Origin of the sequence: Microbulbifer variabilis ATCC 700307, assembly GCF_000380565.1 — a bacterium.
Taxonomy (GTDB): domain Bacteria; phylum Pseudomonadota; class Gammaproteobacteria; order Pseudomonadales; family Cellvibrionaceae; genus Microbulbifer; species Microbulbifer variabilis.
Map to the genome: position 1 here is coordinate 12,179 of NZ_AQYJ01000023.1, position 19,778 is coordinate 31,956.

General features: G+C 41.3%; 14 protein-coding genes. All 14 read left to right on the top strand.

All coding sequences use genetic code 11. The annotated features are described in order from the left end of the window. Positions 1-503 precede the first annotated feature (503 nt). The 14 genes from G367_RS24910 (at position 504) to G367_RS24915 (ending at position 19,770) form a co-directional block, all read left to right on the top strand. Positions 504-2,120, top strand: coding sequence for a pentapeptide repeat-containing protein (locus G367_RS24910; protein WP_020412093.1), 1,617 nt, complete (start codon positions 504-506; stop codon positions 2,118-2,120). A 499-nt stretch (positions 2,121-2,619) separates the two neighbouring features. Beyond that, entirely contained in the window at positions 2,620-2,895 is a 276-nt protein-coding gene (locus G367_RS23160; protein ID WP_020412094.1) for a transposase, read from the top strand. A 138-nt stretch (positions 2,896-3,033) separates the two neighbouring features. Beyond that, complete coding sequence (locus G367_RS23165; protein WP_157533363.1) at positions 3,034-3,786, top strand: IS3 family transposase; 753 nt, start codon at positions 3,034-3,036, stop codon at positions 3,784-3,786. Positions 3,787-4,284: 498 nt separating this feature from the next. Then, positions 4,285-5,115 (top strand): glycerophosphodiester phosphodiesterase family protein, encoded by an 831-nt coding sequence (locus tag G367_RS0105440; RefSeq protein ID WP_020412096.1) that lies wholly within the window; start codon positions 4,285-4,287, stop codon positions 5,113-5,115. A 1,144-nt stretch (positions 5,116-6,259) separates the two neighbouring features. Then, positions 6,260-7,024, top strand: a complete 765-nt coding sequence (locus tag G367_RS0105445; protein ID WP_020412097.1) for a substrate-binding periplasmic protein — start codon at positions 6,260-6,262, stop codon at positions 7,022-7,024. A 2,297-nt stretch (positions 7,025-9,321) separates the two neighbouring features. After that, the gene (locus G367_RS0105450; RefSeq protein WP_020412098.1) at positions 9,322-10,113 is read left to right on the top strand and encodes an ABC transporter permease; all 792 of its coding nucleotides are present in this window, start codon (positions 9,322-9,324) and stop codon (positions 10,111-10,113) included. Then, positions 10,110-10,817, top strand: coding sequence for an ABC transporter ATP-binding protein (locus G367_RS0105455; protein ID WP_020412099.1), 708 nt, complete (start codon positions 10,110-10,112; stop codon positions 10,815-10,817). Before G367_RS0105450 ends, G367_RS0105455 begins: the two co-directional genes overlap by 4 nt. 129 nt (positions 10,818-10,946) lie before the next feature. Then, positions 10,947-12,065: a KpsE/RkpR family capsule polysaccharide export protein gene (locus G367_RS0105460; RefSeq protein WP_157533364.1), complete on the top strand. Its 1,119-nt coding sequence runs from the start codon at positions 10,947-10,949 to the stop codon at positions 12,063-12,065. A gap of 93 nt (positions 12,066-12,158) precedes the next feature. Continuing rightward, positions 12,159-13,793: a polysaccharide biosynthesis/export family protein gene (locus G367_RS0105465; protein ID WP_020412101.1), complete on the top strand. Its 1,635-nt coding sequence runs from the start codon at positions 12,159-12,161 to the stop codon at positions 13,791-13,793. Positions 13,794-14,093: 300 nt separating this feature from the next. After that, positions 14,094-15,032, top strand: coding sequence for a glucose-1-phosphate thymidylyltransferase RfbA (gene rfbA, locus G367_RS0105470; RefSeq protein WP_020412102.1), 939 nt, complete (start codon positions 14,094-14,096; stop codon positions 15,030-15,032). A gap of 126 nt (positions 15,033-15,158) precedes the next feature. Beyond that, entirely contained in the window at positions 15,159-15,707 is a 549-nt protein-coding gene (gene rfbC / locus G367_RS0105475; RefSeq protein ID WP_020412103.1) for a dTDP-4-dehydrorhamnose 3,5-epimerase, read from the top strand. 138 nt (positions 15,708-15,845) lie between these two features. Beyond that, positions 15,846-16,733: a dTDP-4-dehydrorhamnose reductase gene (rfbD, locus tag G367_RS0105480; protein WP_020412104.1), complete on the top strand. Its 888-nt coding sequence runs from the start codon at positions 15,846-15,848 to the stop codon at positions 16,731-16,733. A 44-nt stretch (positions 16,734-16,777) separates the two neighbouring features. Next, a complete protein-coding gene (gene rfbB / locus G367_RS0105485) occupies positions 16,778-17,887 on the top strand; it encodes a dTDP-glucose 4,6-dehydratase (protein ID WP_020412105.1) in 1,110 nt (369 codons plus the stop codon). Positions 17,888-17,901: 14 nt separating this feature from the next. Then, positions 17,902-19,770, top strand: coding sequence for a glycosyltransferase family 2 protein (locus G367_RS24915; protein ID WP_169337096.1), 1,869 nt, complete (start codon positions 17,902-17,904; stop codon positions 19,768-19,770). Positions 19,771-19,778: the final 8 nt, after the last annotated feature.

A 19,778-nucleotide genomic window follows, 5' to 3' on the forward strand; every position in this document is an offset into this window, starting at 1 on the left:
ATAGCAGTTTATTGCTTTTTCATATAGATCAATTGAGTATTACTGTGCAAAAAGCAAAGTAAATTAGCTAAGACGAAAATTAAGAGAGTATATTTTCATCTTATGTACAAGACAGTAGGTTAATCAGTTAGTACTTTTTTGTATATCTTGGGGACAGATATATTGTTAAAGGAAATCGACGTTAGTTGGTTAGCCACCTTGTTAGTAAAAATATTGATAAGATGATTAATATCAATTTGTTATAGATGCCAAATTAACTTTGCAAGATAAAAAGAATAACTTCTTCGAGGTGGCTACGATTCGATATCGAATGTTCGATTTGATTGTCAAGGAATAGATCGATAGATATAAATCATGGGATAAATTTACACGAATAATTCTCTTTGGAGCTAAACTATTTTTCAAGATTTTAATTTGTAAAACCTGTCTAATTTATTTCTATCTTTAATCTTACCAACGTTTTTTATGAAAATATATGTATACAATATAAGGTGCTTTTCGCTATGAAAAAGACATGGCTTTGGTTAACGATGGAACTTAAAGATCGCACATTATGGGAGTGGCTGCAATTGCTAATCGTTCCCATAGCCCTAGCACTAATGGGGTTTTATTTCACTATTCATATGGAACGTAATCAGGATAAAATAGAGCAAAAAAGGATTGATCAACAGAAGGAGATTGAAAAAGAAAGGGTTCAACAAAACAGACTAATAAATTATCTAAATACAATGACTGACCTTTTAGTCAGGAGCAACTTGATATGCGTATTAAATAAACGAACCGAAGAAAGTCAAATAAAAGAAATGAGAAAACAAGAGGTGATTAAAAAAGTGTATGAAGAAGCTCAAAAAGAAAAGTTGGCTAAACAAAAAAAAATATTAGAGAAAAAGGGACTAGCTAAACAGCAAGAAGTGGTTAAACAGCAAGAGATATTGGAGCAAAAAGGAAAAGAAAAAAAAGAGAAATATGAACAAAAAGATAGAGCAAAAGAAAGAGAAGTTTCCGAAGAGGGGAGAATTAGCAAAAAATTTGAAACAGCTAAACAACAACAAAGAGCCAAAGATAGAGAAGATGAACAAAAAAATCTTAAGAAGAGATGTGATAAGTTACATCCAGAAGAGAAAGAGAAAGCAGAATCTGCGCTTGATGCAGCTATAGCTCTAACGAAAGTTGTGATAAAAGATATGGATGGGCCAAAGAATTCTGAGGTGTTAAAGTTTCTCTCTGTTTCAAATCTTTCAATGCTGTCACATATAGATAATATGTTCAAAGGGATAGATTTTAGCGGGGGCGATTTAGAGGGGGCAAATTTAAGTTCATTTAATTTAAAGTCAGCTAATTTTAAATGCGCAAATCTGAAGGAGGCCAACCTAACTGATGCCATTCTGGAATCCGCAAATTTAGCATGTGTTAACCTAAATAAGGCAAATTTAAGTTTTTCAAATTTGATGAGAGCCAATCTAACAAATGCTCAAGCTAAGTCGGCTAACTTCTATCAAGCAAACTTAACAGATGCGAATATGAAGGGAGCAGATTTAAGTGAGAGTGCGTTCGTAAAGGCGGCCCTAAAACACACAGACTTAGAGAAAGCGAACTTAAATCATGCGTATTTGGAAAGTGCATCTCTTGGTGGAGCATGGCTGAGATATACAAATTTTTATGGAGCAATATTAAGAGATTCTGATCTACAAGGCGTATTATCATATGGATCTGATTTTTCAAGCGCAGATTTGACCAATGTTAATGCCAGTGTGGCGAAAATAATAAAATCAAGCTTTTCCCGCGCTGTTTTAAGTAATGTTAATTTTACGTGTGCAATAGTTGTTGGATCAGACTTCTCAAATGCTAAAAATATGAATGCTTTTGAACTTCAAAATATTACTTACAGCAGTAAACCTCTATGTGATAGGAAGATATTGTACAAGCTCGCTGGTAATGTTGTTGAAGATGAGGTTGGAGATTGTAGAACCTTATTTCCTGATAATTGGTATTCTAACGAGAATACATTAACTATAACCACAGAAACGTTATGTGATGTTGCATATAGTGATGAATACTTTAAATGTGCATCCAGGTGCCTTAAATTCTATGATAAAAATAAGGGTAAAGATTACTATTAATCAATATAGCTTGTGATAAGGTATCCTATAGTTTTGTAGTGAAGGTTAAATTTTTGAAGCTTTTTTATATACATATAAAACGGATTGTTTTATCACTATAGTAATCCTCTCAGCTTGTATAGGTGTTTTCATGTGTCATTTTTGTAGATTAAATAATGCACTTTAATATGGCCAATCAAAACTCATCGTTAGCTAACTTTTGTTGAATCGGGAAGACAGTAAGAAACTGTGATTTCGACAATAGTTTAAGGTACACTATTAAAACGATGTTAACTTCGTAACTTACTTTTTTCATCATGTTATACCTTTTTTTCAATATTTAAATAGTGCCAATCAAAGTTATTAACTTTCGTTGTATTGTGTCTAAAGCCACATTTTGGCTTTGATTTAGACTTTATTCCCGTCTTTATTTTGGTTGGTTAGGTGTTTAGTGTAAGATTTCCTCACGTTTAATCGACACCTTGTATAGTTAGATTTCGGCCTAATACGGAGGTGTATCATGGACAAGAAAAGAACTCAGGCGTATACGGAGGAGTTCCGTAGAGAAGCAGTTAAGAGAGCGGAAGAGCCTGGAGCAGCAACGTCCTCCGTGGCACGAGAGCTAGGCGTCAGCGCACAGCAGATCTACAACTGGCGTTGTCAATTTAATCGACTGTCTGATAAGCAGTTCAATAGTTTAGACGGCTCCAACTATTCCAAACAGGAAAGCGCTGAAGTTCGCAAGCTCAAGAAGGAACTGCATGAAGCTCGTCAGGGTGTTGCCTTGACAGGTTGAACCTACAGCTGCGTACTTTTCGAACCACCAAGAGTAAAGTACGCACTGATACAAGAGCATGTAGGGTCATTCCCGGTTAGCTTGATGTGTCGTTGTTTAGAAGTCTCAAGATCGGGTTATTATCGATGGTGAGGGCGGTTGCCACCTCCTCGCACGATTAGAAAGATACCAACAATCGAGAAAATCCGAGAGACGTTTGCTGAGTTTAAAGGTCGTTATAGAGCGCCTAGAATCGATTGTGTGCTTCAAGAGTTAGGTGAGTCATGCTCACGGAACTACGTCGTTGTGCTTATGCAACAGGAGCATATTAAGGCGAGAAACGGCAAAGGCTTTCGATATAGTCAGCCCGTAGAGGGGAGCATTAATGTCTCCGCCAACTTACTTAAGCGTTGCTTTGATGTGGATCGACCAAATTGCCGCTGGACCAGTGATATTACGTATATCTGGGTTCTGGAGCGGTGGTTGTACCTCGCGGTAGTTATGGATCTGTACTCTCGACGTATTGTAGGTTGGGCATTCGACTCCCAGATGACCGATGAATTGACACGTCGAGCATTGAAAATGGCTCTAAAGAGACGACAAATAAAGCCTGGACTAATAGTTCACTCTGACAGGGGTGTGCAATATCGATCGCAGAAATACCAGGATCTCGTGTCTGAAAGCAAGTGCAAGCCGAGTATGAGTCGCCAGGCTAACTGTTGGGATAATGCAGCAATGGAATCATTCTTTTGCAGGCTAAAAGTCGAGCTGGTCTATGCCGGAACATTCGAAAGCGAAGAGCAAGCAAAATCTGAGGTGTTTGAGTACATTGAGATTTTCTACAATAGGGTTCGTAAGCACTCTGCATTGGGCTATGTAAGTCCAGCAGAGTATGAGCGTAGCTATACATAGTTAGAGTGTCTACTTTTAGTGGGCAAGACCAATAGTAAAATAACTTAAATTTGATTATAACGAACCCAAATGCAAAGGATAATTAATTGAGCTGAGAACAATCTATTGAAAAATATGTGCGCTAGTACCGATTATTCGGCTGAATCACTGTTGCGTAAACTAAGTATATAGATTTAAGGTGAACTGTCGATTAAACCTTTACAATCTAAATTAAATTTTTATGACAAGAATAAATGTTTAGCGTTTAAGGTTAGTTAAGAATATTCTACTAATTTTCTAGTAAATCTTCTAGAGCGTAATAGAAGTATTTTGTCATCACACTAATTTTTTAGTTCAAGTATTATTTGAACCAGATTGGAAACATGTTTATTAGATTCTTGTTATAGAGCAATATTAAGCACCTAAAGCATAGATTCAATAAACTAGCAGGTTTGATTGGTAGTATATTTGTATTTCATGTAGTGGTTTACCAATTTAATAATAAAGGAAATTCTCTAAATGAAAAAAATGTTAAAAGCCATTGTCTGTCTTGCTTTAGGAGTCGGTTTCTGTAATCAGGCCTTAGCTATAGAGATTCTTGCTCACAGGGGGGCGTCTGGTGAGTACCCTCAAAGTACTTCCCTAGCATTTGATATGGCCATGGAACAGGGTGCAGATATCCTGGAGCTGGATGTTCATTTATCAAAAGATCGTTACATCATTATTAATCATGATGCAGATCTCAAAGACAATGTAGGGGTGTCTGATAAAATTGAAGATTTGACCTTAGGTGAAATTAAATCCCTAGATGCAGGATATGAATTCACTCGTGATAATGGTAACAGTTATCCCTTTCGAAATCAGGGGCTTACTTTGTTAACACTGAATGAACTATTCGAGCGTTATCCTGATGGTTTATTCAATGTAGAGATTAAACCTAATGATAAAGTGCTCTCAGAGGTACTTTGGCAGATTATTTCAGATTATCGGATGCAGGGGCAGGTTACCGTTGCGAGCCAACATAGCAAAGCAATGAATCATTTTCGTGATATCAGCGGGGGTGAGGTTAGAACCAGTGCAACCATAGGTGAACTTATTGAGGCAAGTCTTGCCTGGAGCACAGGGTTCGGTTGGGCTTTCAAGCCTAAGTTTGATGTTGCTCAGCTTCCATATAGCATTACAACTAAGCCCTATGTGCGTTTTTTCCAGAAAAAAGGGGTACTTGTTGATCTGTGGACCGTGAATGATGAAGACCATATAGAGCGCAGTATTTCACTGGGTGTAGACGGCATTATTGGTGATTATCCTGATCGTATTTATCAGGCACTTGTAGATGCTGGAGAACGCTAATTTTTGAACCAAATTTCTTTATACTAATTTACAGCCATAGCAAGCCATCATTAATAGAAGAGGGGCATCGTTGATAATGAAATGAGTAATCCCAGGCAATTTTGGATCATTTTGATGGTTTATGTAAATTTACGATACCGGCTTAAGAGTCGGTTTTTTATTGAAAAATAAATATTAATATATTGAAGTCATAGATTGTAATCAATTCCCTTGATATTTAGCGTCGCCCTTCTGCTTGCTACCCCATCAATTTGATGTTTAATAGAATCGATTTGTAGACGCCAGACAACAGTACAGTATAATTTTAAAGTGTGTAAAACGGTTTCTTCAAAATAAAGAAATTTAATTGTCACCAATTAAAACCGATCAGGAAAGCGGATCCACTTTCAATTTTTAGAATAGTTCCTATGTTTATTTTTATAATTTATCAATCAATTTTTTATTTTAAAATGTGATGGCACCTCTTTAGCTTGGTTTTCTGTCAATTACAGGACTTTGATATGGCCGAATAGATTTTTTCAGTATTTTTTACATTGGCCAGCTTGGTTTCAGATAATGCGCATTAAATAATGTATGATGGGCAGTATCTAACTCTATTTAGGAGTTTTATCTAGGAAAATATTCTAAATTCCGGTGACTAATATAAACCTTTTGGTGATGTGGAATGAAGCGGCTACGAATGTCAAGTTGGGGAGAATGTGCAAAATGAGCGGTGATTTACTTCAGTTTAGGTATATAGCTCCTATTGAATAAAAGTAACAGGAACTTTGATAAGGAAAAGATTGCATTAAAGATGGTTCAATTTAATGCCTCTTACTACGGGAAATTTCAAATATCCGTGAAGGATGGAAGAAGTAGGCAGCCCTCCTAAAGCTTTTAACTGCTGCTTATTTATTTGAAGGAGTAAATAATACCAAAGATGCTGGAAAGATTTTCATGCCAAAAGGGATTAATATTTAATTTTGTATTCCACGCAGGTTAATTATCTATAGAGGTCCACCAATCTATACGCGCCACTGACATCACATTCGACTCATGGGCGAATTTTGGCGCTAGTCCGTGTCCATTACCATATAAGGTATTATTTCATAGCCTAATCTACTATCTAACTTATTCTAATTTCGGTGTCATTCTGAGTATTGTTATGCAAAACAATGGATTAAAACAGCTAGTTTTGATTTCCTTTCTATTTGGTTATGCACTGTTCACTTCCGCGTCAGAGCTTAAAGTAGCGATTGAGGAGGATGCGCCACCATATGTGGGGAATAATGCGGAACGCGGACTCGAGGTAGATGTAATACTAAAGTCACTTCCAGGATATTCAATAACATTTTTACAGATGAGCTGGGGTGATATTCCAAAAGCAATTGGGAGGGGAATTGCAAACGCAGAAGCAAATGCGATCGAACATAGTGGCCCAGAGAAGTACTACTACTCAAAATACTATATCGGTTTTGTGAATTATGCGATTAGTCACAAAAATAAAGGTTATAAGATAGATAGTGTGAATGATCTTGTTGGGCATGATCTCATTGTTTGGCAGGGAGCCCATCTTACTCTCGGACCAGATTTTAAGCGCCTGTTCTCGCCTGGAGCGCCAGGCAGGAAAAACTATGTTGAGGCTGATAACTCAGAGGATCAAGTCTTAGACTTCTGGAGAAATCCAGATTCTATCATAATAGTTGATAAAAGTATTTTTATGAATTTTACTATTGTGGAGGGACACTCAATGGATGAAGTGGATATCCACAAGATTTTTTTGCCTGTTACTAAATTCAAGATGGCATTTAAGAATGAAAAACCTAGAGATGATTTCAATAAGGGGTTAGACCGACTCTGTGCCAAAGGTGAATATGCTAAGTTGTTGAAGGAATATGGTATCCCAGAAAAAGCAAACATATGTGAATGAAATGTAATTTTGAACTAAGACTTTAAATTTTGGATGCGTGAAAAAATAAGTGATATGAATATATTTATAAATTATCTAGATAATAATTGGTTTTTAAGTCATTCTCTCTAAGCAACCTATTCATATATATTGCGATAAATACTCTCGGTTAGTTTTCCCCAAGAATCGCCATGGTAAAAGATTTATAACTGATGACTCTATAGAAAATACAGGCTGGATTGTCGTTGTTGAAGATTAAGATAACTCAAAAATGAAGTCCTTGACGCTTGATTTCACATAATTAGATACTTCAGTAGACTAATCTTAAGAAAAACTGGCTCTCTTCGCCTTACATAGCATCTAGCTAAATATCATTATGATCCGAGCTCTTGTATGGTCGAGAATGCATATTGCCTTATGAGTATCATGTTGAATGATTTATTCATGAGGATATGTATAAAATAAGAGCAATTATTGAGAAGTTAATTTTTATTCTATGGATTCTTGAGTTGACTTTTAGTGAGAGTAACCGCCTCAAATTTTGATAAATTTTAATATTTTCCAAGCCTGTATTTCTTATAAAAATCATAGATGAGCTTGGTTCCCAGTAGATTACGATAAACATGGGAACACTCTAGTCTGCTAAGCAGTTTATTTCATTAAAACGACTGGTCTAGAAAGCTTGACTCAATCTACTAAGACTAACTTCCGTAGAATGGATTGATGCTTATTGGTTAGAGTTTCAAGGCTTACCACAACAAATTGTCTGTAGTTTACAAAGTTTACTTTTTTGTGTGGCAAGCTGCCACCAGTTATCGAACGATAATCGATGCTATGTAGAATAATTGATATTATCCCAAACTGAAAAGAAACAACTGTCTAACAAGCGGATAATTTTTGATGTTAGTGTATACCCATTGATTTGAGCTTGCCCCGAAATACGTAGTCTTTTACCACACACTGAGAGAAAGGGACAGATATCGAAAATGCGTAGTTTTTCAACTAGATTATTCATTGAGCCATTAGGCTTGTAACTTTATAGATCTTGCTGGTGGTAGCTGCGGGCAGTTAAATACGACTAATCTACTAACAAACTTAGCCTGCTTAATAGCTGGTTTACGATGCTTTAAGCTGGGTGTGTATTATTTTGGTAACGTATAGTGACCTTGCAGTATCTATTAAAAGCTCATCGGCGATGATCTCGGTCGGCTGGTTGATTGATTGGGTGGACGAAGTGTTAGCCTAAATTTAGGTTGTTCAGTGACCGTTAACCACAAGGCAACCTTACTTGGATTGTTTTACTAAAAGCCTTTTTAAGGCGTGAATCTTGTTATCACCAACAGAGCGTTGCTGTGAAGCAAATTGAGCTGGTTTGGCTTTTATGAAAAGTCACTCCAATCGGGCACGGGCTTAATTAAGAGATGTCATTTTCACATGGTAGGCAAGCATACGCCTAAGTGCGGATCACAGTGTGAGAACCTTTGTTTATTGCGTGAGTATGGGAGCCTATACCTTTGCAAGGTATGGCGTTGGTCAAGTCAGCCCTGAAGTAAAATCTTATCACTGTAGTTTTGGCATATGGGTACTAACGTATGCAAAAGATTGAGTAGACTTATTGCTTTCTTTAGAATGCAATCGATTGCATCGTTGAGCGACACCCTCTGAGAGCACTACCTCAATCAGGAGCGCCTCTATCGTTGCATAAGATTTGTTCAATTTATAAGGTTTATTAGTACGCTCAATAAATGATCGAATCGTTGGGTCATATACCGTGAATTTAGGTTGGAGCGGAAATTGTAACTGGTAAATTACGAAGAGCTGCACACGTTACGTTGAGGGAATGTTTGAGATTTTGGGTGAAGGTTCTTGCTGGAAATTTGCCCAGAGTGGATGCTTATTCGCCTGCTTGCCATTCAAACCATTTGGTCCAAGATTAGCCATTGGCGACAGGAAGCGTGCGTGCATTGAGTGGATTGATCAAAGAGTGTACCTTTTCAGACTACTCAGTCTGATCTCACCAATTTAGTGTAGGAAAGTTCGTAATGGCGCGTAATTAATTCGTCAAGACGCTGATGGCGGGACTGCGATAGCATACCGCGCCTATTAAGGACGCAACTGGCGTTTTCAGGAAGATTCGCTATATAAAGTGTGTGACCCTAGTATTTTTCACGCTAATAACAACGATCACAGCAAAAAGGCGCGTGTAACAGTTGTAACAATGTGAAGAAAATCCCACCAAATGGAATTGAGTTAATTATCCCAGTTTGTTGCCCTGGTTGGCGTGGAACTGGTTCACATATATCAAAGAAAAAGCTGATATGGAATCCTCCGTTCAACGCACAGTGTGGCAGATCCAGCGTGATGTAATTCATGCGATGCTGGTTAGGGAGATGAAAACTCGTTTTGGTAAGTGGCGGCTGGGCTACGTGTGGGTGCTGCTCGAACCGTCTCTGCATATGATGGTTCTTGTAACAATTTTCAGCTTGGTTAGGGAAAACTTCTACCCTGGTATTCCCACTGCATTGTTCATGTTATCTGGAATTGCGCCTTTCCTTTGTTTCAGCCATTGCTTTGGGAAGGGGCTTACTGCTATTGAGCCGAATAGGGGGCTGTTTAACTATCGGCAACTGAGACCATTTGACGCAGTACTGACTCGCACGCTGTTGGAGTTTGCCATTTATTTGGTGGCCCTGACATGCTTACTTGGCTTGCTAGCGTGGTTCGGAGTGTCCACTCGTTTTAATAACTTCTTGTTGTTAGTAGTCGTAAACTTGCTATTTTTCTGCTTCTGCCTTGGGCTTAGTTTGGCTCTCTGTGTTGTTGGCCAAAGGTTTCCTGAAGCTGCGAAGATGTCCCCAATAATTGTACGATCGCTATATTTTTTGTCTGGGGTGTTTTTCTCACTGGAGCAAATTCCAGAAGAGTATCACCCTTACCTGGTATGGAACCCACTCCTACATGTTATTGAGCTTACTCGAGAGGGGTTATTTGTTCAGTATCAAGGAGCTTTTGGAAACCTTAACTACTTGATATTTATTTCCGTTTCTTTCCTCGCCTTTGGCTTGCTGACATATAGGGCTAACTGGCGTGACCTGGTGAGAAGCCAATGATCAAGTTGGAAAATCTAACAAAGTCTTATCGTACGCCAAATGGCCGTAAAGTACTGTTTCGCAATGTGAACTCGACTTTTCCAGAAGGAAAAAATATCGGTATTTTGGGCCGCAATGGTGCGGGTAAATCAACATTGTTACGCATCATGGGAGGTATTGACTATCCCGATTCAGGGCGGGTGGTAACTGATCGGAGAATTTCCTGGCCCATGGGGCTTTCTGGCGGGTTCCAGGGAAGCCTAACTGGAAGGGATAATGTAGCTTTTGTTTGTGGAATACATGGCATTTGGGGTGGGGAACAGCGCAAGGTTATGGACCGGGTTCAGGACTTTGCCGAAATCGGCGATTATTTCGATGCCCCAGTAAAAAGTTATTCTTCTGGAATGCGCTCGCGCCTCGCATTTGGGCTCAGTATCGCCGTAGATTTTGATACTTACTTGGTTGATGAGGTGATGTCTGTCGGGGATGCGCACTTTAAGAGAAAGTGTGAAGAGATTATTGCCGAGAAGCGCAAAACTTCAACGTTCATTATTGTTGCCCATGCTATGCCATTGTTACGAAAAAATTGTGACGTTGGTATTTATCTTGATGCTGGACAGCTTACCGTATTCGATACGGTGGATGACGCTATTGAAAAATACCAGGGTGAACAACCTAGACCCAAACCCAAAGCTGGCAACGCCAATAAGGCTCTTAAAGTATAAAAGTTGATTATGGAAGCTAGAGACTCGCTCAAAGCAGAGCAAAAAATGGACCTTGCCAAGTATAAAGCGAAAAGCACTCTACGGAACGCTTTTAAGAGCTTAAAGCAATGGGTGGGGGAAAATGCATCAGTGAAAGATAAAACAATTAAAGATCATCTCTATCGGTGGCGTGGTATCACCCTGTTTGTTGTCTTACCACTTATCATGGTCAGTGCTTACTATCTTTTCTGGGTTTCTGAGCGCTATTTAAGTAGCACCCAGCTAATTGTAAAAGATAGCGGTTCCAGTCAAGTGGCCTCACCAGCTCTGGGTTTCCTTATGCCAGGAGTCGGCACAGATAATCAGGATGCCTTCCTGGTGGTCAACTATATCCAGTCTCTGGATATGGCTCTGTATCTCGATGAAAAACTGAAGTTGGCTGAGTATTACCAGAGCGATCGCCATGACATTTTCTCCAGGCTGGCTCTAGAAGCTACGCAAGAAGACTACCTGGAGTATTACCGGAGCCATATCAACGTAGGCCATGATGAGGCTACAGGTATCATCACAATAGATATGCAGGCCTATGACCCTACTTTTGCGCAGCTCTTGGTGGAGACAGTTACTCAAAAATCTGAAGACTTTGTCAATGCGGTGAGCAATCAGCTGGCAGACAAGCAAGTTGCCTTTGTGAAAACCGAAGTCGAACTGGCGCAAAGCAAGTTACGAAGTACTAAACAGGAGATTCTTGATTTCCAGAACAACAATAATGTGGTCAGCCCGGAGGAGTTAACCAAGGGGATAAGCAGCATTATTCAAGGCCTGGAAGCTCGCTTGGCAGAGCAGCGGGCGAATCTCACTGCAGCTAAAACCTACCTGAATACTGACTCCTCGCAAATTGTTTCCATGATGGCCGAAATTGGAGCACTGGAAAAGCAAATTGAAATGGAGAAGGTTCGCTTGGTCGGTATAGGTGAGGAAGAGGGCGACCAGAGGCTTAATAGCTTGGGAGCGCATTTTCAAAATCTGGAGTTAGACCTTCAATTTGCTACTGATGCCTACGCGGCTTCTTTGAAAGCACTGGAAACTGCCCGAATGGAGGCTTCAGGTAAGCTAAAACATTTAATGGTAGTGACTCAGCCTTCTCTTGCCGAGGAAGCCGAATACCCACACAAACTATATAACCTGACAACTCTCGCCATAATACTATTGATGCTATATGGGATAGTAAAAATGTTAGTCGCCAGCATTCGCGATCACAGAGTGTAACCTGGGCAGGGAAGGACCTGGCTCATAGATAGAACCGGCGAATATCGCCCTCTTATTAACTAAGTTAATTTTCATTTACAAAGAATGACGAAAATGATTAAAGGGAAAATAAGAAGCTTTGGTTTAGGAGTAGGGCTACTAGTTTCATTTGTCAGTATACAGTCTGTAGCTCTAGAGACTCAGCTAATAGATGAAGTGGCACCTACAGAAATACCGCGATCAGGTGTGCCAGTTTTTGGTGAATCCCTCTTTAAAGGAGCCTTCAAGGACCAGCCATTTAGCGGTTTTAATCCTGACTACCGGATCACTATAGGTGATCAAATCAATCTGCAGCTCTGGGGTGCTTATAGTTTTAGTGCCACCTTGCCAGTTGATCCCCAGGGCAATATTTTTGTGCCTGAAGTTGGGCCTGTTCATGTTGCAGGCGTTAAAAATGGCGTGCTGAATGATTTTGTCCTGCGGCATGTAAAGCGCGTCTTTAAAAATAATGTACAAGCGTACGCGAATTTAGAGGCTAGTCAGCCGGTAAAAGTGTTTGTTACCGGGTATGTTAACAGTCCCGGCCTATACAACGGCTTTAGTTCTGATTCTATTTTGTACTATCTGGATAGTGCCAGCGGTATTGATGCAGAAAGTGGTAGTTTTGTTGACATTAAAGTCATGCGCCAGGGAGAGGAGATACAAGGAGTAAATCTGTACAACTTCCTGGTGGACGGCATTATGCCAGCTCTCCAGCTTCGTAATGGTGATGTTGTTGTAGTGGGCGGGCGGCATGGATCGGTAACCGTGGAAGGTGCGGTACAGCAACCCGCTCAAATGGAATTCGTAGGGCCTTATACCCAGCTTGGGGAAATGCTACTTGTGACCAAGCCCGACCCACAAGCCAATTTTGCCCGAATTACTCAGGTCATTGGTGGAGTTCAGCAGGCTAATTACATGCCGTTAGCGGATGCTATGACAACGCGATTGTACCCTGGAGCACAAGTAGAGTTAGTACGAGATAACGATATTGAGTCTATTTCGATACGTGTATCGGGTGAGCTGGATGGTCCAGCTACCTATGTTCTTCCCTATGGAGCAACACTCAATGAGTTGTTAGATCAGTTGAGTTTCCGAGGCAACGCTGATGTAGATTCTATTCAGCTTTACCGTAAAAGTGTTGCCGAGAGGCAGAGAGCAGCTTTAGATCGTTCGTTGGATGCCCTGCAAATGGAAGTCTTAACGCGTCAGCCCAATACTGATCTGGAGAAGTCAGCGCAAAAAGACAATGCCATGATGATTCAAAATTTCATTGAGCAAGCACGCAAGGCTGAACCCAGAGGGCAGGTCGTGATTGCAAACAACCCAAACGCGGCGGAAATGCTTCTTGAGGATGGTGATGAACTGGTAGTGCCTCTAAAATCTTCAACGGTTTCAATAGTGGGAGAAGTTATATTTCCAACTTCTCTTGTGTATAGCAAAAAGCGTACTTTAGAGGACTATATCGAGCTGGCCGGCGGATTCGCTAATAATGCTAATCGCGATGAACTCGTTATTTTGCACCTCGATGGCACTATCAGTCGTATTGATGATAGGGACTTTGATAATCGCCTGGGAGATCGTTTGCGCCCCGGAGATGAAATCATGGTGATGCCAAAAATACAGTCTAGTGAATTACAAGTAACCAAAGATGTCACCGAGATACTTTATCGTATCGCAGTTGGCACAGCCGCAGTTCTCTCCTTCTAAATTGGTACGCGGTGCCCGTTATTTTTATTCATATTGGCCTCATTATTGCTGATTAATTGTCAGGAGCCGCGGAGTTTGGCTCCTGTCTTTTACGGTTATGAATATAGCTTTTGGCGAGTGTAGGCACGTGTAATACCGTTTTCATTAATTGTATGTAACTATGCACGTCAAAATTATTTAAATAAATTTTGACTGATAATCGCATTCTGTCCAATTAAACAAACCGGGCAAAAACCCCTGAATTTATCTCTGAGGGGCGTTCTCGGATCATTAAAGGATGTAAATTCAAGGGTGGGCGAAATGGTTGTGAAAGGATCTTCTGATAGAAAGGGGATAATCTTAGCTGGAGGTTCAGGTACTCGCCTGTATCCCCTGACCAAAGGTGTAAGTAAGCAGCTGATGGCTGTCTATGATAAACCGATGATTTACTATCCACTGACAACCCTGATGTTGGCAGGTATCAGAGACATCTTAATTATCACTACACCAGAGGAACAGTGCCTATACCAGCGCTTGCTTGAAGATGGTGCTCAATGGGGTATCAGTATTTCTTATGCAGTGCAGCCCTCACCGGATGGTCTCGCCCAGGCCTTCTTGATTGGGAGAGAGCATGTGGGTAATCATAAAAGTGCACTTGTTTTGGGTGATAATATTTTCTACGCACAGAATTTCAGCCAGATACTTCAACATGCCAATGCTAAAGAGGCTGGAGCCACAGTATTTGGGTACCGTGTTGCGGACCCTCGTGCCTATGGGGTAGTTGAGTTTGATAGCGAAGGCTGTGCCATAAGCCTGGAGGAAAAGCCCGAACATCCAAGGTCCAACCATGCTGTTACGGGTTTGTATTTTTATGACAACCAGGTTTGTGATATTGCCCGGGAAATTAAACCTAGTGCTCGTGGTGAACTGGAAATTACCGATATTAATAAGGTCTATCTGAATGAAGGGCAACTTGACGTAGAGCGACTTGGACGAGGAAGCGCCTGGCTGGATACTGGTACCCATGACAATCTGTTGGAAGCTGCACATTTTGTTCAGACTATTGAGCGGCGTCAGGGTCAAAAAATAGCTTGCCCGGAAGAAGTTGCCTATCGTAAAGGGTTTATAAGCGCTGAAGACTTGGAAAAGCAAGCCCATCCGCTAATGAAGAGTGGTTACGGCAAATACCTGATGCAAATACTGATTGAGAGTGGAGAGAGTTCAACTCTGAATGCACGACGATACGCACTAGGGACATAAAAAGAATTGCTTCGGGATAATTCGAGCCATAAATTTTAGTCAGTAGGCTATTGCAATATTGCCGGTTGTTCATGATAGGCCGTCAGCCGGCGCCTTCCCCTCTTACTTTGTGATTACTAATGTTGTATGAAAATCATTGAAACAAAAATCCCCGATGTAAAAATTATCGAACCCAAAGTATTTGGGGATGAGCGTGGCTTCTTTTTTGAGTCTTTTCGAGATGACGTTTTTAATAGAGAGTGCGCTGAGAGAGTCTTTGTGCAGGACAATCATAGTAAATCTTCTCTGGGGATACTGCGTGGCTTACATTATCAGACTGAGCAGACGCAGGGTAAATTAGTTAGGGTGACTCAAGGCGAGGTTTTTGATGTTGCCGTGGATCTACGCAAAGGTTCAACCACTTTTGGTCTGTGGGTTGGTGTTTATCTTTCTGCAGAGAATAGAAGACAGCTCTGGGTGCCCGAAGGTTTTGCGCACGGGTTTTATGTTACTAGCAAATCAGCCGAATTTGTCTATAAATGTACGGATTATTATGCACCAAAGTATGAGCAGTCGATTGTTTGGAATGACCCGGATTTGAACATAGAATGGCCGCTCGTCGGTGATGAGCAGCCACAGCTATCGCCGAAAGATCGGGATGGGAAATACTTTAAGGATGCTACCTATTTCGCCTGAAATTTAGGACTTATTTCCTTAAAAGAGTGTAATTACCCTTCTGGTTGTAATTCAGTCTCGTTGAATCGGAAACTTCTTTTTTTGAGCGGCAAACTGAGCTGCTTTTAGTGTATTGGTAAGCAGGCACAAGAGACACTTATGAAAATTCTAGTAACTGGGAAGAATGGGCAGCTGGCCACTGAGCTTCAGCAGCAGTGCCCCAATGAGTTTGAACTGGTGTCTCTGGCAAAAGAAGAACTGGATATTTCTGATAGAGCGGCTGTATTTTCGGCAGTCGAGCATTTTTGCCCTGACGTGATTATTAATGCAGCAGCCTACACTGCAGTAGATAAGGCTGAGCAAGAGAAAGAAAAAGCTTTCTCTATAAATACGCTTGGTGCAGAAAATCTGGCTCACGCCTGTAAAGAGTTTAATTTACGTTTTCTACATGTATCAACGGATTTTGTTTTCGATGGTAAAAAATCTTCCCCCTATTTAGTATCAGATACTGTAAATCCACTTGGCGTCTATGGAGCCAGTAAAGCTGAAGGCGAGTCCGCTGTTCAGAGTATAGCTCCTGAAGCAATAATTTTAAGAACAGCCTGGGTCTATGCTGCCCATGGTAATAATTTTGTTAATACGATGTTGCGCCTGATGAGTGAGCGCGATGAGCTAGGAGTAGTGGCTGATCAGGTGGGAACACCGACATGGACCGGATCCATTGCACAAGCTCTATTTTGCTTGGCCGAAAGTAAAGAGGCGTATGGTATTTATCATTGTACAGATCTCGGTGTGGCCAGCTGGTATGACTTTGCAGTAGCTATATTTGAAGAGGGAAAGGCAAGTGGCCGGATTTCCCTTGATAAGGAATTGATCATTAAAGCCATTGCAACGAAGGATTACCCGACCCTTGCAAGAAGACCCGCTTACAGCGTGTTGGATAAGAGCCGTTTAGTTGATGAGCTAGGTATGGAGTTGAGGAACTGGCGTGATTCGTTGAGATTAGCCTTATCTCATAAAGCACTTCAGCGAAATGTTGAGCAATAACCCCCTTTTAATATTTAAGAACTAAAATTAATAGTGATCTTAAGATGAAAAACTTACTGGTAACTGGCGGCGCTGGTTTTATAGGTGCCAACTTTGTGCACTACTGGATAGAAAATTATCCGCAAGATACAGTTATCGTGTTAGATGCATTAACTTATGCAGGTAATCTCAAAAGTTTGAATTCGGTAAAGGATTGTCCAAATTTCCAGTTTTACCAGGGTGACATCTGTGACACTGATCTAGTAGAAACGCTTCTCAGAGAGCATCGTATAGATACATTGGTACACTTTGCGGCGGAAAGCCATGTAGATCGCTCTATCAGTGGTCCCGATGTATTTATTCAGACCAATGTCATAGGTACTCATAGCCTACTTAAAGCGGCAAAAAAAGTTTGGCTGGAAGAGGGGGTCAATCGCGAGATACACCGTTTCCATCATGTTTCAACTGATGAAGTATACGGAACTCTCGAAGCTGAAGATCCGGCATTTAGTGAGGCTACGCCTTACGCACCTAATAGTCCTTATTCAGCGAGTAAAGCCGCATCAGATCATCTGGTACGCGCCTACCACCACACTTACGGACTAAAGGTAACCACCAGTAATTGCTCAAACAATTATGGTCCCTACCATTTTCCGGAAAAGCTGATCCCGCTGCTGATCACCAATATCTTACAAGACAAGCCATTGCCAATTTATGGTGATGGCCAGCAAATTCGTGATTGGCTCTATGTTGAGGACCATGCTCGAGGTATCGATTTGGTAATCCGCAAAGGGGAGCTGGGCGAGTGTTACAACATTGGGGGAATTAACGAATGGACCAACATCAATATCGTAAAAATGATTTGTGAGTTGATGAATAGAGAGTTTAAAAATCAACCAATACTTGCCAACAGGTATCCGCAGGCAACTTCTGTAATAGCTGGCAAAGCCCAAGATCTTATTATTTTTGTGGACGACAGGGCTGCTCATGATCGGCGCTACGCTATAGACCCACGGAAATCCAATAGCCAGCTGGGCTATCAACCGCAGGAGAGCTTTGAAACTGGCATCCGAAAAACGCTCCTTTGGTATTTAGAAAATGAGGATTGGTGGTCTTCAGTGATGGATGGCAGTTATCGACAGTGGATAGAACAGCAATACAGCACCGCTGAGTAAGGATGGATAAATCAATGGGTATTAAGATACGAAAGCGTTTCAAGGCTGCTGGATCCGTGCAGGAAAAAATGTTCTCAGAGCAGGTGCAGGTATGGGTAGACGTATGTGGAGTTATCGGTGGACGACATCTGTTGATACAAGGTTGGGCGTTCCACCCTGAATACAAATCTCTGGACTTTCGGCTTGAATATATCGGCAGTGAAGAGGACAGCAGCTCTCAGGATGTAGGTGAGCTTAATTATTATACCCTGAGAACTACTCGATTAGATGTAAACAGACATTTCAAATTCGAAGGTGATAGCTGCTGGGGTTATAGCCTCCTAGTGGAATGGCCCTATGATGTCGCTGTGGAAAACACTTTCCTGCGCATGACTGTAAGTGCTGACAGCCAGTCTAAAGAGGTAGAGCTTAAGCCATTTGTAGAGTTAACCGGTGAAACCTTATTTGGTCACTGTATGACTTGGCGTACGGGAGAAAAGGCTGAATTACTCAACTTGATGTTTGAGAGCATGGGTAATGGGGTCTTTGAAATTCCGGGATTAAAAAAACTAGAAGAAAGCCAACTCAAGTCTCTGGTTGACTGGCACTGGGATAGTATTCTGGCAGTGCCCGGTCACGGAATATTCCTTTCTGGCTGGCTACTTGATGGTCAGCGGGATCTGGCAAGTTTAGTGCTACGTACTACTGATGGCAGCTACAGTCTCAATTTGCTTGAGGAATCTGCACGTTTTGACCGTATTGATGTCTTAGAGGCCTTTCCCGGTAGAGCTGAGCCAAACTATAAGGCAGGCTTCTTCACTTGGGTGCCTATGCCACATCTGATAGAGCGGGCCAGTCTAGAGATGCTGTTTTTTACAAAAGAGGGCGGCTTGGGCGTAGTGCCAGTTCGGCAGTCTAACGTTCGTGAAGATATCACCCAGGCCAGCCAGCAGGTGCTGGTGAATTTCAATGTAGATGGCCGGGAATACCAGAGCAATATGCGTAAATATATTGGCCCGGCACTGTCTGCGCTTTGGTCCAATCGGCGCTATCTCCTGGAAGATCCCCAAGTGGAAATATTGCAGTTCGGGCAAGAGGTGAAAGAACCCAAGCGCAGTGTGATAGTACCGCTATATGGTCGCTATGACTTCTTACTGCACCAGATAGCCCAATTTACTGAGGATGCCGATTTTGCCGAGACGGAACTGATTTATGTTCTGGATGACCCCAGGCTCTATGATGCGTTTATACCTTTCTGTTATGACACCAGTATGTTGTTCCCTGTAAGTTTTAAGGTGATATACGGCGGTCGTAATTTGGGTTATGCCGGTGCTAATAATCTCGGAGTGCGCTATGCCAGTGCAGATAACTTAGTATTGCTTAATTCAGATATTATCCCTAGCTGCAGTGGTTGGATATCCAGAATCGAACAAAAAGTATCTTCGCTGAAGGATGTCGGTGTGGTTGCACCAAAGTTGGTTTTTGATGATGGCACAATCCAACATGTGGGAATGACTTTTTCCAATAGCGTCCAGTTTGGCAACTTATGGTTGAACGAACACCCAGGTAAGGGTAATCCGGAATGGTTGGTGGACATTGATTCTGTGATGGAATCACCGGCAGTTACCGGTGCGTGTATGTTTATTAGCAAAGCGTTATATGATTCTGCGGATGGTCTGGATGAGACTTATGTACTTGGGGATTTTGAAGATTCTGATCTCTGCTTGAAATTACGCGAAGCAGGCTACCGTCACTATGTTCTTGCCGATGAAAAGCTCTACCACCTGGAGCGGATGTCACAAAATTTGTTCGAAAATAGAGACTGGAAATTTAAAATCACCCTTTATAACGCCTGGCAACATACCGAGCGCTGGGGAAGCCTGATTGAACAGCTGGTTCGTTAAGGAATTAT